The 19636-nt window shown below is 75.1% G+C and carries 3 protein-coding genes; all 3 read right to left on the bottom strand.

Annotation, left to right across the window (positions count from 1 at the left end; translation table 11 throughout):
- A partial coding sequence (locus tag ACIQG9_RS29035; RefSeq protein ID WP_400408348.1) for a type I polyketide synthase occupies positions 1-5712 on the bottom strand: 5712 nt, incomplete at its 3' end.
- A 56-nt stretch (positions 5713-5768) separates the two neighbouring features.
- The gene (locus tag ACIQG9_RS29030) at positions 5769-10526 is read right to left on the bottom strand and encodes a type I polyketide synthase (RefSeq protein ID WP_400408346.1); all 4758 of its coding nucleotides are present in this window, start codon (positions 10524-10526) and stop codon (positions 5769-5771) included.
- 40 nt (positions 10527-10566) lie between these two features.
- Positions 10567-19611: a type I polyketide synthase gene (locus tag ACIQG9_RS29025; protein WP_400408345.1), complete on the bottom strand. Its 9045-nt coding sequence runs from the start codon at positions 19609-19611 to the stop codon at positions 10567-10569.
- Between the last annotated feature and the right edge of the window lie 25 nt (positions 19612-19636).

The raw sequence follows: 19636 nt of genomic DNA, 5'->3' as shown, positions 1-19636 counted from the left end.
CGACGAACACGCCGTGTCCACCGACACCGCCGGCCCCTCCAGGCCGAACGTGTACGCCACCCGGCCGGAGACGACACTGCCGGCGCTGTGCCCGGAGACGTAGTCGTGGTACATCACCCCGGCGAAGACACCGGTGGACGAGCCGCGCAGCGATCCCGGGTCGATGCCGGCCCGCTCGAACGCCTCCCAGGACACCTCCAGCAGGAGCCGCTGCTGCGGGTCCATCACCACCGCCTCGCGGGGCGAGATGCCGAAGAAGACCGGGTCGAACTCGGCGGCGTCGGTGAGGAAGCCACCCTTGGCCACGTACGTGGTCTCGGGGCGGGTGCCGGTCGGGTCGTGGAGCCGGGCGACGTCCCAGCCCCGGTCGGTGGGGAAGTCACCGATGGCGTCGGCGCCCTCGGCGACGAGCCGCCACAGGTCCTCGGGCGAGTCGACGCCACCGGGGTAACGGCAGGCCATCCCGACGATCGCCACCGGCTCGTCGGCCGTGGCCGTGCTGGTGCGGGTGTGCGCCGGGTCGGCGTCGGTGCCGACTACCTCGCTGAGCAGGTGACGGGCCAGCTCGCGCGGCGACGGGTAGTCGAAGATCAGGGTGGCGGGCAGCCGCAGGCCGGTGACCGCCGAGAGGCCGTTGCGCAGCTCGACGGCGGTCAGCGAGTCGAAGCCCAACTCCTGGAAGGCGCGGCCGGCGTCGATCCGGTCGGCGGAGGCGTGCCCGAGGACGGCCGCCACCTGGGCGAGGACCAGCGCGGTGGCGCTGCGCTCCCGTTCCTCGGCGGGCTGGGCGGCGAGGTCCGCCGCCCAGCCGGAGGAGGTGACGGACGCGGCGGCGCGGCTGGCGGCCCGCCGGGCCGGTCGGACCAGGCCGTGGAACGGCAGCGGCAGGTCGTCGCCGAGGGTACGCAGGGTGGCCAGGTCGAGCCGGGCCGGGACGGCGGTCGGGTACGGGTTGGCGACGGCGGCGTCGAGCAGGGCCAGCCCGTCGGCGGTCGTCAGGGGCAGCACCCCGCCCCGCGACATCCGTTCCCGGTCGGCGTCGCTGAGCCGGTCGGTCATCGCCGAACCCTGACCCCACAGCCCCCACGCCAGTGACACGCCCGGTAGGCCGGCGGAGCGCCGCAGCACCGCCACCGCGTCCAGGAACGCGTTCGCCGCCGCGTAGCTGCCCTGCCCCGGCGCACCCAGCACCCCGGACAACGAGGAGAACAGCACGAACGCCGACAGGTCCCGGTCCCTGGTCAGCTCGTCGAGCAGCCACGCCGCATCGACCTTCGGACGCAGCACCCCCGACACCCGCTGCGCCGACAACGACGACAGCACACCGTCGTCCAGCACACCGGCCGTGTGCACCACCGCCGACAGCTCCGGGTGGGCGTCCAGCAGCGCCGTGACCTGTCCCCGATCGGCCACGTCACAGGCGACCAGTGCCACCTCGGCGCCCGCCTCGGACAGCTCGGCGACCAGGGCCGGGGCACCCGGTGCCGCCGCGCCCCGGCGCGAGACCAGCAGCAGCCGGCGGACCCCGTGCGTCGACACCAGGTGCCGGGCCACCACCGCGCCCAGCGCGCCGGTCGCGCCGGTGACCAGCACGGTGCCGGTGCCGAAGAGCGGGGTGTCCGGGGTGGCGGGTGCGACGACCTGACGGGTGAGACGCGGCACCGAGACCACGCCCCGCCGGATCCGTACCTGCGGTTCGCCGGTCGCCAGCGCGGCGGCGAGCAGCGCCGCGACCACCCCGGTCGGGTCGGCGTCGGCATCGGTGTCGGTGTCGGTGTCGACCAGTAGTAGCCGGTCCGGGTTCTCGGCCTGCGCGGAGCGGAGCAGACCCCAGACGGCCGCGCCGGCCAGGTCGGTCCCGTCGTCGCCGACGGCGTGCCGGGTGAGCACGACCAGCCGGTGGGTGTCCGGGCCGGTCAGCCAGTCCTGCACCACGGCGAGGACCCGGTGCACCTCGTCGTGCACGGCGGCGGGGCTGTCGACGGCTCCGCCGCCCCCGGCGGGCAGCACCAGCAGCCCGGCGGTTGCCTCGGCGGCGGACGTGGTGTCCGGGGGCGTCGGGTCGGCGGCGGCCGGGGCCGCCTGCGGCGGGGCGGGGGCCGTGCCGGCGGCCGGGTGGTAGGCCCAGGTCGGGGCGGGTACCGCCGTGGGGGTGCCGATCTCCTGCCAGGTGAGGTCGAACAGCGCGTCGGCGATCCCGCCGGCCCGGGTGACCTGGACCGGGCGCAGCACCAGCGATTCGACGGTGGCGACGGGGGCGCCGACCGCGTCGGCGACCGCCACCCGGACGCCGGAGCCGGCCGGGGTGAGCCGTACCCGTACGCCGGCCGCGCCGGTGGCGTGCAGGGTGATCCCCGACCAGGCGAACGGCAGGCCGCGGAAGGTGTCGCCGGCGGCGAGGCCGAGGGCATGCAAGCCGGCGTCGAGCACCGCCGGGTGCAGGCCGAAGCCGTCGGCGGCCACCCCCTCGGGGAGGCTGACCTCGGCGAAGAACTCGTCGCCGCGTCGCCACACCCGGCGCAGGCCACGGAAGACCGGGCCGTAGACCAGGCCGCCGGCGGCGAGGTGGTCGTACAGGTCGTCGGTGGGGACGGGGTCGGCGTCGGCGGGCGGCCACTCGGTGAGGGCGGTGCCGGTGGTGCGTCGGCCAGGGGTGAGCAGGCCGCTGGCGTGCCGGGTCCACGGGGCGTCGGCGTCCGCGCCCCGGGCGTACACCTGGACGGTGCGGGCCTGGACGGCGTCGGCCGCGCCGACGACGACCTGGAGTTGGACGGCGCCCCGCGTGGGCAGGACCAGCGGGGTCTCGATGGTCAGTTCGTCGACGGTGTCGGCGCCGACCTGGGCACCGGCGTGCAGGGCGAGGTCGACGTAGCCGGTGCCGGGGAAGACCACCGCGCCGTCGACGGCGTGGTCGGCGAGCCAGGGGTGCGATTCGAGGGAGAGCCGGCCGGTGAGGACGGCGCCGTCGGCGTTGGCGAGGGTAACCGCCGCGCCGAGCAGCGGGTGGTCGGCGGAGTCCAGGCCCATGGCGGTGGCGTCGCCGGGGTCGGCGGTGGCGTCGAGCCAGTAGCGCTGGTGCTGGAAGGCGTAGGTGGGCAGGTCGACCTGCCGGCCGCCGGGGTGGACCGCCGCCCAGTCCAGGTCCAGCCCACTGACCCACGCCTGCGCCATCCCGGTGGCGAAGCCGGCGACCTGGTCCCGGTCCCGACGCTGCAACGGGACCGCCACCGCGTCCTCCACACAGTCGGCGACCATCGCGGTGAGCACACTGTCCGGCCCGATCTCCACGAACCGGGTCACCCCACGCGCCGCCAACACGGCCACCGCGTCGGCGAACCGCACCGTGCCCCGCACCTGCGCCTGCCAGTAGGCGACACTGCCCAACTGCGCGTCGCCGACCAGATCCCCGGTCGCCGTGGACACCACCGGGATACCCGCCGGACCAGCGTCGACCTCGGCGAGGACCTGCCCGTACTCGGCCAGCATCGGATCCATCAGATGCGAGTGGAACGCGTGCGACACCCGCAACCGACGGGTCTTCACCTCCAACGACGCTTCCAGGGCGGCGATCTGCTCCTCGGTGCCCGACACCACCACCGCACGCGGGCCGTTCACCGCCGCCACATCAATGCCGCCGAGATCCAACTCGGCCAGCGGCGCGGCGATCGCCAACATCGCCCCACCAGCCGGCAACGCCTGCATCAGACCACCCCGAGCCGCCACCACCCGACAGGCGTCCTCCAGGGACCACACCCCGGCCACATACGCGGCAGCCAACTCACCGATCGAATGACCCGCCACGAAGTCCGGCCTCAGACCCCACGACTCGGCCAACCGGAACAACGCCACCTCGACCGCGAACAACGCCGGCTGCGTCCACCCGGTCTGATCGAGCACACCATCCGGGTCGGCGAACATCACCTCCCGCAGATCACCACCCAACAGCGGCCCGAACGCGGCACACACCTCGTCCAACGCCGACGCGAACACCGGGAACGCGGCGGCGAGGTCACGACCCATCCCCACCCGCTGCGCACCCTGACCCGTGAACAGGACAGCCGTCCGACCGGCGGTCACCCGACCCGACAGACCACCACCGGCAGCCAGGGCGTCCAGGCCGGCCGCGCCGTCCCCGAGCGCCACACCCCGGTACGCCGATGCCGCCCGCGTCGTGCCGAGCGAGTACCCGACGTCCGCCGGACGCTCGTCGGTGAGGAAGTCCCGCAGCCGGGCGGCCTGGGCGGCGAGCGCCCCCGCCGAGCGGCCGGAGAGCGGCCAGAGCAGCACCGGCGGTTCGTCCGCCTCGACCGGCGCGTCGGCCTCGACCGGTGGCGCCTGCTCCAGGATGACGTGCCCGTTGGTGCCGCTGACGCCGAACGACGACACCCCGCCCCGGCGGGGCTGGCCGTGGTCCGGCCACTGCTTCGCCTCGGTGAGCAGCCGCACCGTGCCGGCGGACCAGTCCACGTGCGACGAGGGTGCGGAGACGTGCAGGCTCCTGGGCAGGACGCCGTGCCGCAGCGCCATCACCATCTTGATCACGCCGCTGACGGCGGCGGCGGCCTGGGCGTGGCCGATGTTCGACTTGACCGAGCCGAGCCACAGCGGCCGGTCCGTCGGCCGGTCGTGGCCGTACGTGGCGATCAGCGCCTCCACCTCGATCGGGTCGCCGAGGGTGGTGCCGGTGCCGTGCGCCTCGATCAGGTCGATGTCGGTGGAGGTGAGCCCGGCGTTGGCGAGGGCCTGGAGGATGACCCGCTGCTGGGCCACCCCGTTGGGGGCGGTGAGGCCGTTGGACGCGCCGTCCTGGTTGATCGCGGAGCCCCGGATGACGGCGAGCACGGGGTGGCCGTTGCGCTGGGCGTCGGAGAGCCGCTCCAGCAGCAGCATGCCGACGCCCTCGCCCCAGCCGGTGCCGTCGGCGTCGTCGGAGAAGGGCTTGCAACGGCCGTCGGCGGCCAGCCCCCGCTGCCGGCTGAACGCGACGAACGCGCCGGGCGTCGACATCACGGTCACGCCGCCGGCCAGCGCCAGGCCGCACTCCCGCTGGCGCAGCGCGTGCGCGGCCAGGTGCAGGGCGACCAGCGACGACGAGCAGGCGGTGTTGACGGTGACCGCCGGCCCCTCCAACCCGAGGCTGTACGACACCCGCCCGGAGATGACCGCACCGGAGCTGCCGGTGCTCATGTACGCCTCGACCGGCTCGGGCAGCACGGTGAGCCGGTCCCAGTAGTCCTGCCCGCCGCAGCCGACGAAGACGCCCACCGGGCCGCCGCGCAGCGAGTCGGGGTCGATGCCGGCCCGTTCGCACGCCTCCCAGCTCGCCTCCAGCACCAGCCGCTGCTGCGGGTCCATGGCCAACGCCTCGCGGGGCGAGATGCCGAAGAACTCGGCGTCGAACTCGGCGGCGTCGTGGACGAAGCCGCCCTGCTGGACGTAGCTGCTGCCGGCGGTGCCCGGGTCGGCGTCGTAGAGGGCGGTGGTGTCCCAGCCCCGGTCGGTGGGGAAGTCGCCGATGGCGTCGACGCCGTCGGCGACCAGCCGCCACAGCTCCTCGGGTGAGGTGACCCCGCCCGGGTAGCGGCAGGCCATGCCGACGATCGCGATCGGGTCCTGCTCCTGCGACTCGACCTCGCGCAGCCGTTCCCGGGTGCGGTGCAGATCGGCCGTGACCCGCTTCAGGTAGTCGAGGAGTTTCTCTTCGTTCGCCATCCGAACCTCACCAAACTCGTTGCCAGCGGACACGTTCCGGGGAGCGCGGTGGCGGCTCAGGTCATCCCGAGTTCCTTGTCGATCAGGTCGAAGACGTCGTCGGCGGAGGCGCTTTCGAGCCGGTCGACCAGGGTGGTGCCCGCGGTGGTGCTGAGGGTCTCGTTGAGCTTCGCCAGCAGGGACTGGAGCCGGACGGTCACCCGGTTGCGTTCGATCTCCTCGGGCGTCAGGCCGGCCACGGTGACCTCCAGCCGGTCCAGCTCGGCCAGCAGGCCACCGGCGGCGTCGCCGGTGAACCCGAGTTCGGCGCGGAGCTGGTCGGCGAGGGCGGTCGGGGTGGGGTGGTCGAAGACCAGGGTGGCGGAGAGCCGGACGCCGGTGGCGGCGCTGAGCCGGTTGCGCAGTTCCACGGCGGTCACCGAGTCCATGCCGAGTTCCTTGAACGCGCGCTGCGGTTCCACCTGGTCGGCGTCGCCGTACCCGAGGACGGCGGCCACGTTGGTGCGGACCGTGCCGAGCAGCACGGCGCGCTGCTCGGCCTCGGGCAGCCCGGCGAGCTGGTCGGCGAGCGCCGAGGACGCCGGGTCGGCGGCCTCGGCGGCCTCGGGTGCGGCGTCGGGGAGGTCGGCGAGCAGCGGCCGGGACCGGGCCAGGGTGTAGATCGGGGCGAACCGGGTCCAGTCGACGTCGGCGACGACGAGGTGGCTCTCGTCGTGGTCGAGCGCCTGCCCGAGCGCGCCGACGGCGAGCCGGGGGTCCATCACGCCGACGCCGAGCCGGTCGAGGTGCGCGCCGACCTCACCGCCGGCCATCCCGCCGCCACCGCCCCAGCTCCCCCAGGCGACCGAGGTGGCCGCCGCCCCCCGGGTCCGCCGCTGCTGGGCCAGCGCGTCGAGGTACGCGTTGGCGGTGGCGTAGCCGGCCTGCCCGGCGCTGCCCCACACCGCCGCCCCGGACGAGAAGAGCACGAACGCCGCCAGCGGCCGGTCGGCCAGCAACGCGTCCAGGTGGGCCGCGCCGAGCACCTTGGCCCGGCACACGTCGGCGAAGTCGTCGAGGCTGGTCTCGCCCAGTGGCACCTCGGCGTGCAGCACCCCGGCGGCGTGGAAGACGGCGGTCAGGTCGTCGCCGATCTCGGCCAGCAGCGCGGCGACCGCGTCCCGGTCGGCCACGTCGCAGGCGACCACCCGCACCCCGGGGAGCCGGGCGGTGAGTTCGGCGGCCCCGGGCGCGTCCGGGCCCCGCCGGCTGGCCAGCACCACCCGCTCGGCGCCCTGGTCGATCAGCCACTCGGTGACGTGCCCGCCGACCCCGCCGGTGCCGCCGGTGACCAGCACCGTGCCGGTGGGCCGCCAGCGCCGCTCGGGCGTGCCGGTCACCGGCCGGCGGACCATCCGGCGGGCCAGCGGGCCGGCCGGGCGCAGCGCGACCTGGTCCTCGGCGCCGCCGGTCAGCACGTCGACCAGCCGGTCGACGGTCTGCGGCGTCCACTCGGCGGGCAGGTCGACCAGGCCACCCCACCAGCCGGGGTAGTCGAGGGACAGCACGGTGCCCAGGCCCCACAGCGCGCCCTGGGCGGCGTCCGGCACCGCCTCGAACCGGTCGACGCCCACCGCGCCGGAGGTGACGCACCAGAGCCGGCCGGTGAAGTCGGAGGCGGCGAGGGCGTGCACCAGTGACACGGTGGCGGTGATCCCGGCGGTCAGGCCGACGCCCAGCGGGTCCGGGCCGTCGTCGAGGGCGAGCAGCGACACCACCCCGGCCGGGGCCGCCCGGCCGGCGTGGTCGGTGCCGGTGACGGTGACCACCTCGGCGCCCCGCGCGGCGAGGCCGTCGGCGACCGTACGGAGCCGGTCGTCGCCGGCCAGCGCCGCCGGCGCCACCACCCACCAGACGCCGGTCAGCACGCCACCGGCGGGCAGTTCGGCGGGACGCCACACCACCCGGTACCGCCAGCCGTCCACGGTGGAGACGTCGCGCTGCCGGGACCGCCACGAGGTCAGGCCGGGCAGCACCTCGCCGACCAGCCCGCTGTCGACGCCCAGCCCGTCGGCGAGCGCGTCGACGTCGGCGCGTTCGACGGCGTCCCAGAACCCGGCGTCGGTGCCTTCGCCGGCCGGGGCGGCGGCGGACGGCCCGATCCAGTAGCGCTGGTGCTGGAAGGCGTAGGTGGGCAGCTCCGCCCGGCGGCTGCCGGGCAGGGCGGCGGCCCAGTCCACGGGGACGCCGCGCACGTGCAGCTCGGCCAGCGAGGTGAGCAGCCGGTCCAGGCCGCCGTCGTCGCGGCGCAGGGTGCCGGTCACCACCACCGGCCGGTCCGCCGACTCCAGCGTCTCCTGCATTCCCATCCCGAGCACGGGATGCGGGCTGACCTCCACGTACCCGGTCCAACCCTGCCCGGCGAGAGAGCGGATCGCCGGGTCGAACCGGACGGTGTTGCGCAGGTTCTCGTACCAGTAGCGGGCGTCGAGGGTGCCGGTGTCCACCCAGTCGCCGGTGACCGTGGAGAGCATCCGGATGGTGCCGGTACGCGGGTTGATCGGGGCCAAGTCCTCCAGCAGCCGGTGTTCCAGCGCCTCCACCTGGGCGGAGTGGGAGGCGTAGTCGACGGCCACCTGCTTGACCCGGACCCCCTCCTCGGTGAGTGCGGCGACGAGTTCGCGCAGCGCCTCCGGGGTGCCGGAGACCACCACCGAGCCGGCGCCGTTGACCACGGCGAGGGAGATGTCGCCGTGCCACTGGGCGATCCGCTCCTGCGCCCGGTCGGCGGGCAGCCCGACGGAGACCATGCCGCCCTGCCCGGTCAGCTTCTCGCCGATGGCCCGACTGCGCAGGGTGACCACCCGCGCCCCGTCGGCCAGGGAGAGCCCGCCGGCCACGCAGGCGGCGGCGATCTCGCCCTGCGAGTGGCCGACCACGGCGTCCGGTTCGACGCCGTACCCGCGCCAGGTCGCGGCGAGGGAGACCATCATCGCCCAGAGGGCGGGCTGGACGACGTCCACCCATTCGAGGGAGGGTGCGCCGGGGACGCCGCGCACCACGTCGAGCAGGTCCCAGTCGACGTAGGCGCGCAGTTCGTCGGCGCAGCGCCGCATCTGCTCGGCGAAGACCGGCGAGGTGTCCAGCAGCGCGGCGGCCATGCCGACCCACTGGGCGCCCTGCCCGGGGAAGACGAAGACGATCCGGCCGGCGGCGTCGGCGGTGCCGGTGACCGCGGCCGGGGACGGTTGACCGGCGGCGACGGCGGCGAGCGCGGCGCGTAGCTGCGGCAGGTCCCCGCCGAGCGCCACGGCCCGGTGGTCGAGCCGGGCCCGGCCGGCCAGCGTACGGCCCACTGCGGCGAGGTCGACGGCCGCCCCGTCGAGGTGGGACAGCAACTGCTCGGCCTGGGCGCGCAGCGCCCGGTCGGTGTGCCCGGAGAGCACCCACGGCAGCACCGCCGGGGTGGCCGGCTCGGCGTCCTCCTCGGCCGGTGGCGGCTCCTCCAGCACCACGTGCGCGTTGGTGCCGCTGATGCCGAAGGAGGAGACCGCGCAGCGGCGGGCCCGGCCGGTCTGCGGCCAGTCGACCGGCTCGGTGAGCAGCCGCACCGTGCCCGGTGACCAGTCGACCTCGCCGCTGGGCTCGTCGACGTGCAGGGTGCGGGGCAGTACCCCGTGCCGCATCGCCTGGACCATCTTGATCACCCCGCCGACCCCGGCGGCGGCCTGCGAGTGGCCGATGTTGGACTTGAGCGAGCCGAGCCAGAGCGGCCGGTCGGCGGAGCGTTCCCGGCCGTACGTGGCGAGCAGCGCCTGCGCCTCGATCGGGTCGCCGAGCCGGGTGCCGGTGCCGTGCGCCTCGACCGCGTCGATCTCCTGGGCCGACAGCCGCGCGTTGGCCAGCGCGGCCCGGATGACCCGGCGCTGGGAGGGGCCGTTGGGGGCGGTGAGGCCGTTGGAGGCGCCGTCCTGGTTGGTGGCGGAGCCCCGGATGACGGCGAGCACGGGGTGGCCGTTGCGGCGGGCGTCGGAGAGCCGTTCCAGCACCAGCGTGCCGACGCCCTCGGCCCAGCCGGTGCCGTCGGCGGCGGCGGCGAACGACTTGCACCGGCCGTCGAAGGACAGCGCCCGCTGCCGGGAGAACTCCACGAACGCGGCGGGGGTGCCGATCACGGTGACCCCACCGGCGACGGCGAGCGACGACTCGCCGGAGCGCAGCGACTGGCAGGCCCAGTGCAGGGCGACCAGCGACGACGAGCAGCCGGTGTCGACGGTGACCGACTGCCCTTCCAGGCCGAGGGTGTAGGACAGTCGGCCGGAGACGATGCTGCCGGCGCCCCAGCTGTCCGGGTAGTCGTGGTAGGCCACGCCGGTGAACACGGCGGTGGGGCTGCCCTTGAGCGACAGCGGGTCGATGCCGGCCCGCTCCAGCGCCTCCCAGGACGTCTCCAGGAACAGCCGCTGCTGCGGGTCCATCTCGGCGGCCTCGCGGGGCGAGATGCCGAAGAACGTCGGGTCGAAGTCGGCGGCGTCGTAGAGGAATCCGCCCTCCCGGGTGTAGCTGGTGCCGGGGTGCTCCGGATCCGGGTCGTAGAGCCGGTCGAGGTCCCAGCCCCGGTCGGTGGGCAGGCCGGAGATGGCGTCGGTGCCGGCGGCGACGAGGTCCCACAGGGCGTCGGGCGAGTCGACCCCGCCCGGGTAGCGGCAGCCCATCCCGACGATGGCGATCGGCTCGACGGCGCGCTCCTCGATGTCGCGGAGCCGCTCGCTGGTCTCGTGCAGGTCGGTGGTGACCCGCCGCAGGTAGTCACGAAGCTTCTGTTCGTTGGACATCAGGAACCCATTCGTGGACGTGGCCGGCAGAGCGGACGGATCATGAGGTGCCGAACTTGCTGTCGATGAAGTCGAAGAGGTCGTCGTCGGAGGCCGAGTCGAGGTCCTCGGTGACGGTGGCGACGTCGGCCGGACGCTGGCCGGTGTGCCACGCCGCGAGCAGGGCCTTCAGCCGCTCCCCCACCCCGGCGCGGGTGGACTCGTCGAGGGCGGCGACCGCGTCGGCGTCCAGGGTGGACAGCGACGCCTGTAGCCGGTCGAGGTCGTCGAGCAGGGTCACGCCCCCGGCGTCCTCGGGCACCAGCTCGGTGAGTAGCTGCTGGGCCAGCTCGGTCGGGGTGGGGTGGTCGAAGACCAGGGTGGCGGGCAGCCGCAGCGCGGTCTCGGTGGCGAGCCGGTTGCGGAGCTCGACGGCGGTCAGCGAGTCGAAGCCGGCCTCCTTGAACGCCCGCTCGGGGTCGACGTCGCCGCCGGAGGCGTACCCGAGGACGGCCGCGACCTGGTCGCGGACCAGCGCCAGGACGGTGTCGAGCCGGTCGGGTGACGCCATCGCGGCGAGCCGGCCGGCGAGGTCGGCGGTGGGCGCGGCGCCGGCCGGGGTGACCGGTTCGGTCTCCGGGTTGGCGTCGGGCAGCGCGGCGAGCAGCGGCCGGGGCCGGGCCAGGGTGTAGACGGGGGCGAACCGGGCCCAGTCGATGTCGGCGACGACGAGGTGGCTCTCGTCGTGGTCGAGGGCCTGCCGCAGCGCCTGGACGGCGAGCCGTGGGTCCATCGGCGGGGTGCCCTGCCGGCGCAGGTGCGCGGTGGCCTCCCCGTCGGCCATGCCGCCGCCGGCCCAGCTTCCCCAGGCGACCGAGGTGGCGGTACGGCCGTGCCCGCGCCGCTGCTGGGCCAGCGCGTCGAGGTACGCGTTGGCGGTGGCGTAGCCGGCCTGCCCGGCGCTGCCCCACACCGCCGCCCCGGACGAGAAGAGCACGAACGCCGCCAGCGGCCGGTCGGCCAGCAACGCGTCCAGGTGGACCGCGCCGAGCACCTTGGCCCGGCACACGGCGGCGAACTCCTCCGGCGTGGTCTCCGGCAGCGACCTCTCCTGGTGCAGCACGCCGGCGGCGTGGAAGACGGCGGTCAGCTCGTCGCCGATCTCGGCCAGCAGCGCGGCGACCGCGTCCCGGTCGGCCACGTCGCAGGCGACCACGTCGACGCCCGGGTGCCGGGCCACTAGGTCGGCCGCCCCGGGGGCGGCCATCCCGCGCCGGCTGGCCAGCACCACCCGGCGGGCGCCGTGGGTGAGCAGCCATTCGGTGAGGTGCCCGCCGATGCCGCCGGTGCCGCCGGTGACCAGTACGGTGCCGGTGGGCTGCCAGCGGCGTTCGGGGGTGCCGACGGCGGGCCAGCGGACCAGCCGCCGGGCCAGCACCCCGGCGGTACGGACGGCGACCTGGTCCTCGGCGCCGTCGGCGAGGACGTCGACCAGTCGGTCGAGGTGCCCGTCGGTCCAGTCGGCGGGCAGGTCGACCAGGCCGCCCCAGGTGTGCGGGTACTCCAGGGACAGCACGGTGCCGAGGCCCCAGAGGGCACCCTGTGCGGCGTGCGGCAGCTCCTCGAACCGGTCGACGGCGACGCCGCCGGCGGTGAGGCACCAGAGCCGGCCGGCGAAGTCGGTGGCGGTGAGCGCCTGGACCAGCGCCACCGTGTCGGTGACGCCGACGGAGAGCCCGGCGCCGGTGTCGTCGGGGGTGTCGTCGAGGGCGAGCAGGGACACCACCCCGGTGGGGGTCTCCCGGCCGGTGAGGTCGGTGCCGGTGACGGTGTGCACGTCGGCGCCCCGGGCGGCCAACCGGTCGGCGACGGCCCGGACCCGCGGGTCGCCGGCCAGCGCCGCCGGTGCGACGAGCCACCAGGTGCCGGTCAGTTCCGGGCCGGCGGGCAGTTCGGTGGAGCGCCACACCACCCGGTAGCGCCAGCCGTCGACGGTGGAGACGTCCCGCTGCCGGGAGCGCCAGGCGGCGAGGCCGGGCAGCACCTCGTCGACGACGCCGGTGTCGACGCCGAGGCCGTCGGCGAGCAGGCCGGTGTCGCCGCGTTCGACGGCGTCCCAGAATCCGCTGTCGGTGTCGTCGTCGCCGGTGCCGGCGGTGGTGCCGGGTTCGATCCAGTAGCGCTGGTGCTGGAAGGCGTAGGTGGGCAGGTCGACCTGCCGCCCGCCGGGGTGCACGGCGGTCCAGTCGAGCGGGACGCCACTGACCCACGCCTGCGCCATCCCGGTGGCGAAGCCGGTGACCTGGTCGCGGTCCCGACGCTGCAACGGGACCGCCACCGCGTCCTCCACACAGTCGGCGACCATCGCGGTGAGCACACTGTCCGGCCCGATCTCCACGAACCGGGTCACCCCGCGATCCTTCAACGCGGCGACCGCGTCGGCGAACCGCACCGTGCCCCGCACCTGCGCCTGCCAGTAGGCGATGCTGCCCAACTGCGCGTCGCCGGCCAGGTCGCCGGTGGCGGTGGAGACGAGAGGGATGCCTGCCGGCCCGGCGGTGACCTCGGCGAGGACCCGCCCGTACTCGGCCAGCATCGGATCCATCAGATGCGAATGGAACGCATGCGACACCCGCAACCGACGGGTCTTCACCTCCAACGACGCTTCCAGGGCGGCGACCTGCTCCTCGGTGCCCGACACCACCACCGCCCGGGGACCGTTGACCGCCGCCACGTCCACGCCGTCGAGATCCAGCTCGGCCAGCGGCGCGGCGATCGCCAACATCGTCCCACCGGCGGGAAGCGCCTGCATCAGACCACCCCGAGCAGCCACCACCCGACAGGCGTCCTCCAGGGACCACACCCCGGACACGTACGCGGCAGCCAGCTCACCGATCGAGTGACCCGCCACGAAGTCCGGCTTCAGGCCCCACGACTCGGCCAACCTGAACAAGGCCACCTCGACCGCGAACAGGGCCGGCTGCGTCCACCCGGTCTGGTCCAACACACCATCCGGGTCGGCGAACATCACCGCACGAAGGTCACCGCCGAGCAACGGCCCGAACGCCGCACACACCTCGTCCAACGCGGCAGCGAACACCGGGAAGGCATCCGACAACTCCCGGCCCATCCCCACCCGCTGCGCACCCTGACCGGTGAACAACACCGCAGTCCGACCACCGACCACCCGACCGGACAGGCCACCACCGGCGGCGAGGGCCGCCAGGCCGGCGACGAGATCCGCGCCACCGCCGCCCACGACCACACCCCGGTGCTCCAGGGCCGCCCGGCCGTTGGCCAGGGCGTACCCGACGTCCACCGGACGTACGTCGCCGGGCAGGTCGTCGCGCAGCCCGGCGGCCTGCCCGGCGAGCGCGCCCGCCGAGCGGGCCGACAGCGGCCAGAGCACCACCGGGGGCTCGGGCATCTCGGCCGGCGCGTCGGCGTCGACCGGTGGGGCCTCCTCCAGGATCACGTGGGCGTTGGTGCCGCTGATGCCGAACGACGACACGCCGGCCCGGCGGGGGCGGCCGTCCGCCGGCCAGTCCACCGGCTCGGTGAGCAGCCGCACGTCACCGGCCGCCCAGTCGACCTGCCGGGACGGCGTCTGCGCGTGCAGGGTGCGCGGCAGCGTCCCGTGCCGCATCGCCATCACCATCTTGATCACACCGGCCATCCCGGCGGCGGCCTGGGCGTGCCCGATGTTCGACTTGATGGAGCCGAGCCAGAGGGGGCGGGCCCGGTCCCGGCCGTAGGTGGCCAGCACCGCCTGCGCCTCGATCGGGTCGCCGAGGATGGTGCCGGTGCCGTGCGCCTCGACGGCGTCCACCTCGTCGGGGGTGAGTCGGGCGTTGGCCAGCGCGGCCCGGATCACCCGCTGCTGCGCCGGCCCGTTCGGCGCGGTCAGGCCGTTCGACGCGCCGTCCTGGTTGACCGCAGAGCCCCGGATCACGCCGTAGACGCGGTGGCCGTTGCGCTGGGCGTCGGAGAGACGTTCCAGCACCAGCACGCCGACCCCCTCGGCCCAGCCGGTGCCGTCGGCGTCGTCGGAGAACGACTTGCACCGGCCGTCGGGGGCGAGACCCCGCTGCCGGCTGAACGCCACGAACGGGGTCGGGTTCGACATCACCAGCACGCCACCGGCGATGGCGGTGCCGCACTCCCCGGCCCGCAGCGCCTGGCTGGCCAGGTGCAGCGCGACCAGGGACGACGAGCAGGCCGTGTCGACCGTCATCGACGGTCCCTCGAAGCCGAACGCGTACGACACCCGGCCGGAGATGACCGACGCGGAACTGCCGGTGCTCAGGTACGCCTCGGACTCGGCCGGGGCGAGGCCGAGCAGGTCGCCGTAGTCCTGCGCGCCGGAGCCGACGAACACGCCGACCGGGTTGCCGCGCAGCGCCTCCGGGTTCAGCCCGGCCCGCTCGCACGCCTCCCAGGTGACTTCGAGCATCAGCCGCTGCTGCGGGTCCATGGCGATCGCCTCGCGGGGCGAGATGCCGAAGAACTCGGCGTCGAACGCGCCCGCGTCGTAGACGAAACCGCCGGAGCGGACGTAGCTGGTGCCGGGCCGGTCGGGGTCGGCGTCGAAGAGGGCATCGGCGTCCCAGCCCCGGTCGACGGGGAACGCGCTGATCGCGTCGGTGCCGGTCGCGACGAGCTGCCACAGGTCCTCCGGGGACCGGACGCCGCCCGGGTAGCGGCAGCTCATCCCGACGATGGCGATCGGCTCGTCGGGGGTGAGCGGGGTGGCGGCCGGCGTACCGGTGGGCGCGGCGGCGGTGCCGACGAGTTCGTCGTACAGGTGGCGGGCCAGCACGGCGGGGGTCGGGTGGTCGTAGACCATGGTGGCGGGCAGTCGCAGCCCGACCGCCGCGCCGAGGGCATTGCGCAGCTCCACCGCGGTCAGCGAGTCGAAGCCGAGTTCCCGGAACGGCCGCTGGTCGTCGACGGTGGCCCCGGCGGCGTACCCGAGGACGGCCGCGACGTGGGTGCGGACGGTGTCCAGCAGGTACGGCAGCCGGTCGGCGTCGGGCAGGTCGGCGAGGACGGAGGTGTCCCGTGGCGCGGGCGGCGCGGCGGTCACGCCGCCCTGGTGGGTCTCGGGGAGCGCGGCGAGCAGCGGCCGGGGCCGGGCCAGGGTGTAGATCGGGGTGAACCGGGCCCAGTCGATGTCGGTGACCACGAGGTTGCTCTCGTCGTGGTCGAGGACCTGCTGCAACGCGCCGAGGGCGAGGCGCGGGTCCATCGGCGGGGTGCCCTGCCGCAGGAGGTGTGCGGTGGCCTGCTCGTCGACCATGCCGCCGCCGCCCCAGGTGCCCCACGCGACGGAGGTGGCGACCCGGCCCTGCCGGCGGCGCTGGTGGGCGAGGGCGTCGAGCCAGGCGTTGCCGGTGCCGTACGCGGCCTGCCCGGCGCTGCCCCAGACGGCCGCCCCGGAGGCGAAGAGGACGAACGCGTCGAGCGGCCGGTCGGCGAGCAGCGCGTCGAGGTGGGTCGCGCCGAGGACCTTGGCCCGGCACACGTCGGCGAAGTCGTCGAGGCTGGTCTCGCCGAGCGGGGCGGGGTCGTGCAGCACCCCGGCGGCGTGGAAGACGGCGGTCAGCTCGTCGCCGATCTCGGCCAGCAGCGCGGCGACCGCGTCCCGGTCGGCCACGTCGCAGGCGACGACGCGTACGCCGGGCAGCCGGGCGGCGAGGTCGGCCGCGCCGGGGGCGGCCGGGCCGCGCCGGCTGGCCAGGACCACCCGGTCGGCGCCCTGGTCGAGGAGCCATTCGGTGAGGTGCGCGCCGATGCCGCCGGTGCCGCCGGTGACCAGCACGGTGCCGGTGGGCCGCCAGCGGCGTTCGGGGCTGCCGGCGGCGGGCCAGCGGACCAGCCGCCGGGCCAGCACCCCGGTGGTACGCAGGGCGACCTGGTCCTCGCTGCCGTCGGCGAGCACGTCGACGAGCCGGTCGAGGGTGTCGGGCGTCCAGTCGGCGGGCAGGTCGACCAGGCCGCCCCACCAGCCGGGGTAGTCGAGGGAGAGCACGGTGCCGAGGCCCCAGAGCCCGGCCTGCGCGGCGTGCGGCAGCTCCTCGTAGCGGTCGACGGCGACGCCGCCGGAGGTGAGGCACCAGAGCCGGCCGGTGAGGTTGGCGGCGGCGAGGGCGTGTACCAGGGCCACGGTGCCGGTGACACCGGCGGTGAGCCCGGCGTCGAGGGCGTCCGGGGTGTCGTCGAGGCCGAGCAGCGAGACGACCCCGGCCGGGGTGTCGCGGCCGGTGAGGTCGGCGTCGGTGAGGTCGGCGTCGGTGAGCCGGACGACGGTGGCGCCACGTGCGGTGAGCGCGTCGGCCACGGCGGTGGCCCGGTCGTCGGCGGCGGGCGGTCGCGGCGTGACGACCCACCAGTCGCCGGTCAGCTCCCGTCCGGCGGGCAGGTCGGTGGCCCGCCAGGCGACCCGGTACCGCCAGCCGTCGGTGGCGGTGGCCGGCGCGGCGGCCGGCGCCTCCAGCCAGTAGCGCTGGTGGGCGAAGGCGTAGCGGGGCAGGTCGACCTGCCGCGCGCCGGGGTGGACGGTCGTCCAGTCGAGCGGGACGCCACCGATCCACGCCTGCGCCATCCCGGTGGCGAAGCCGGTGACCTGGTCGCGGTCCCTGCGTTGCAGCGGGACGGCGGTGGCGTCCTCGACGCTCTCCCCCACCATCGCGGTGAGCACACTGTCCGGCCCGATCTCCACGAACCGGGTCACCCCGCGCGCCGCCAACGCGGCGACCGCGTCGGCGAACCGCACCGTCCCCCGCACCTGACCCTGCCAGTAGGTGACGCTGCCCAACTCGGCATCGGTAGCCAGCTCGCCGGTGGCCGTGGACACCAACGAAACCACCGCCGGACTGACGGTCACACCCTCCAGAACCCGCCCATACTCCGCCAGCATCGGGTCCATCAGGTGCGAGTGGAAGGCGTGCGACACCCGAAGCCGGCGGGTCTTCACCTCCAGCGAGGCTTCCAGGGCGGCGATCTGCTCCTCGGTGCCGGAGACCACCACCGCCCGGGGGCCGTTGACCGCCGCCACGTCGATGTCACCGAGGTCCAACTCACTCAGCGGCGCGGCGATGGCGAGCATCGCCCCACCGGCGGGCAGCGCCTGCATCAGACCACCCCGGGCAGCGACCACCCGGCAGGCGTCCTCCAGGGACCACACCCCGGCCACGTACGCGGCGGCCAGCTCACCGATCGAGTGACCGGCCACGAAGTCCGGCCTCAGACCCCACGACTCGGCCAGCCGGAACAGCGCCACCTCGACCGCGAACAACGCCGGCTGAGTCCACCCCGTCTGATCCAACACACCATCCGGGTCGGCGAACATCACCTCCCGCAGATCACCACCCAACAACGGCCCGAACGCCGCACACACCTCGTCCAACGCGGCAGCGAACACCGGGAACGCGGCGGCGAGGTCACGACCCATCCCCACCCGCTGCGCACCCTGACCCGTGAACAGGACAGCCGTCCGACCAGCGGTCACCCGTCCCGACAGACCACCACCGGCGGCGAGGGCGTCCAGGCCGGAGGTCAGTTCGGCCGTCTCCCGGCCGACTGCCACACCACGGAACTCCAGCCCTGCCCGGCCCGCGCCGAGGGAGAAGCCGACGTCCACCGGACGCTCGTCGGTGCCGGCGGTGAACTCCGCGATGCGGCCCGCCTGGCGGGCGAGTCCCTCGGGGGAGCGTCCCGACACCGGCCAGAGGGTGACCGGCGGGGTCGGTCCCGGCTCGGTCTCCTCGGCGGGCGGCGCCTGCTCGACGATGAGGTGCACGTTGGTGCCGCTGATCCCGAACGACGACACGCCGGCCCGGCGGGGGCGGCCGTCTGCCGGCCAGTCCACCGGCTCGGTGAGCAGCCGCACGTCACCGGCCGCCCAGTCGACCTGCCGGGACGGCGTCTCCGCGTGCAGGGTGCGCGGCAGCACCCCGTGCCGCATCGCCATCACCATCTTGATCACACCGGCGACCCCGGCGGCGGCCTGGGCGTGCCCGATGTTCGACTTGATCGACCCGAGGAAGAGCGGCTGGTCCCGGTCCCGGCCGTAGGTGGCCAGCACCGCCTGCGCCTCGATCGGATCCCCGAGGGTGGTGCCGGTGCCGTGCGCCTCGACGGCGTCCACGTCGCCGACGGAGAGCCGGGCGTTGGCCAGCGCGGCCCGGATCACCCGCTGCTGCGCCGGCCCGTTCGGCGCGGTCAACCCGTTCGACGCGCCGTCCTGGTTGACCGCCGAACCCCGGATCAGCCCGAACACCCGGTGGCCGTTGCGGCGGGCGTCGGCAAGCCGTTCCAGCACCAGCACACCGACCCCCTCCGACCAGGCCGCGCCGTCCGCGCCGTCGCCGAAGGACCGGCACCGGCCGTCCGGGGAGAGGGCGCGCTGGCGGCTGAACTCGACGAAGAGCTGGGGGGTGGCCATCACCGCGACGCCACCGGCCAGGGCCAGGCCGCACTCCTCCTTGCGCAGCGACTGGCAGGCCAGGTGCACCGCCACCGACGACGACGAGCAGGCGGTGTCGACGGTGATCGCCGGCCCCTCCAGGCCCAGGTTGTAGGCGACCCGGCCGGAGACGAGGCTGCCGGAGGTGGTGCTGTCGACGTAGTCGTGGTGCATCACACCGACGAAGACGCCGGTGGCGCTGCCCTTCATGGCGACCGGGTCGATGCCGCCGTGCTCGAACGCCTCCCAGGACGCCTCCAGCAGCAGCCGCTGCTGCGGGTCGGTCTCCACCGCCTCGCGGGGGCTCATGCCGAAGAAGCCGGGGTCGAAGTTGGCCGCCTCGTGGAGGAAACCGCCCTGCCGGGTGTAGCTCTTGCCGGGCTTGCCGGGCTCCGGGTCGTAGACGTCGACGTCCCAGCCCCGGTCGGTGGGGAAGCCGGAGATGGCGTCGGTGCCGTCGACGACGAGCTGCCACAGGTCCTCCGGCGACCGGACGCCCCCGGGGTACCGGCAGCCCATGCCGACGATCGCGATCGGCTCCTGGTCCCGGCCCTCCACCTCACGCAGCCGCCGGTTGGCCTGTTGCAGTTCGGCGGTGGCGCGCTTGAGGAAGGTCCGGAGCTTGTCGTCGTTCGCCATCGTTCACACCAATCTTTCCCGCGCC

It is taken from the genome of Micromonospora sp. NPDC092111, assembly GCF_044755745.1.
In the GTDB taxonomy this organism is placed as follows: Bacteria; Actinomycetota; Actinomycetes; order Mycobacteriales; family Micromonosporaceae; genus Micromonospora.
This window is presented reverse-complemented; position numbering and strand designations above follow the sequence as displayed.

Coding starts and splice junctions, on each gene's coding strand:
- ACIQG9_RS29030 (WP_400408346.1), bottom strand. CDS start 10,526: ATGTCCAACGAACAGAAGCTTCGTGACTACCTGCGGCGGGTCACCACC.
- ACIQG9_RS29025 (WP_400408345.1), bottom strand. CDS start 19,611: ATGGCGAACGACGACAAGCTCCGGACCTTCCTCAAGCGCGCCACCGCC.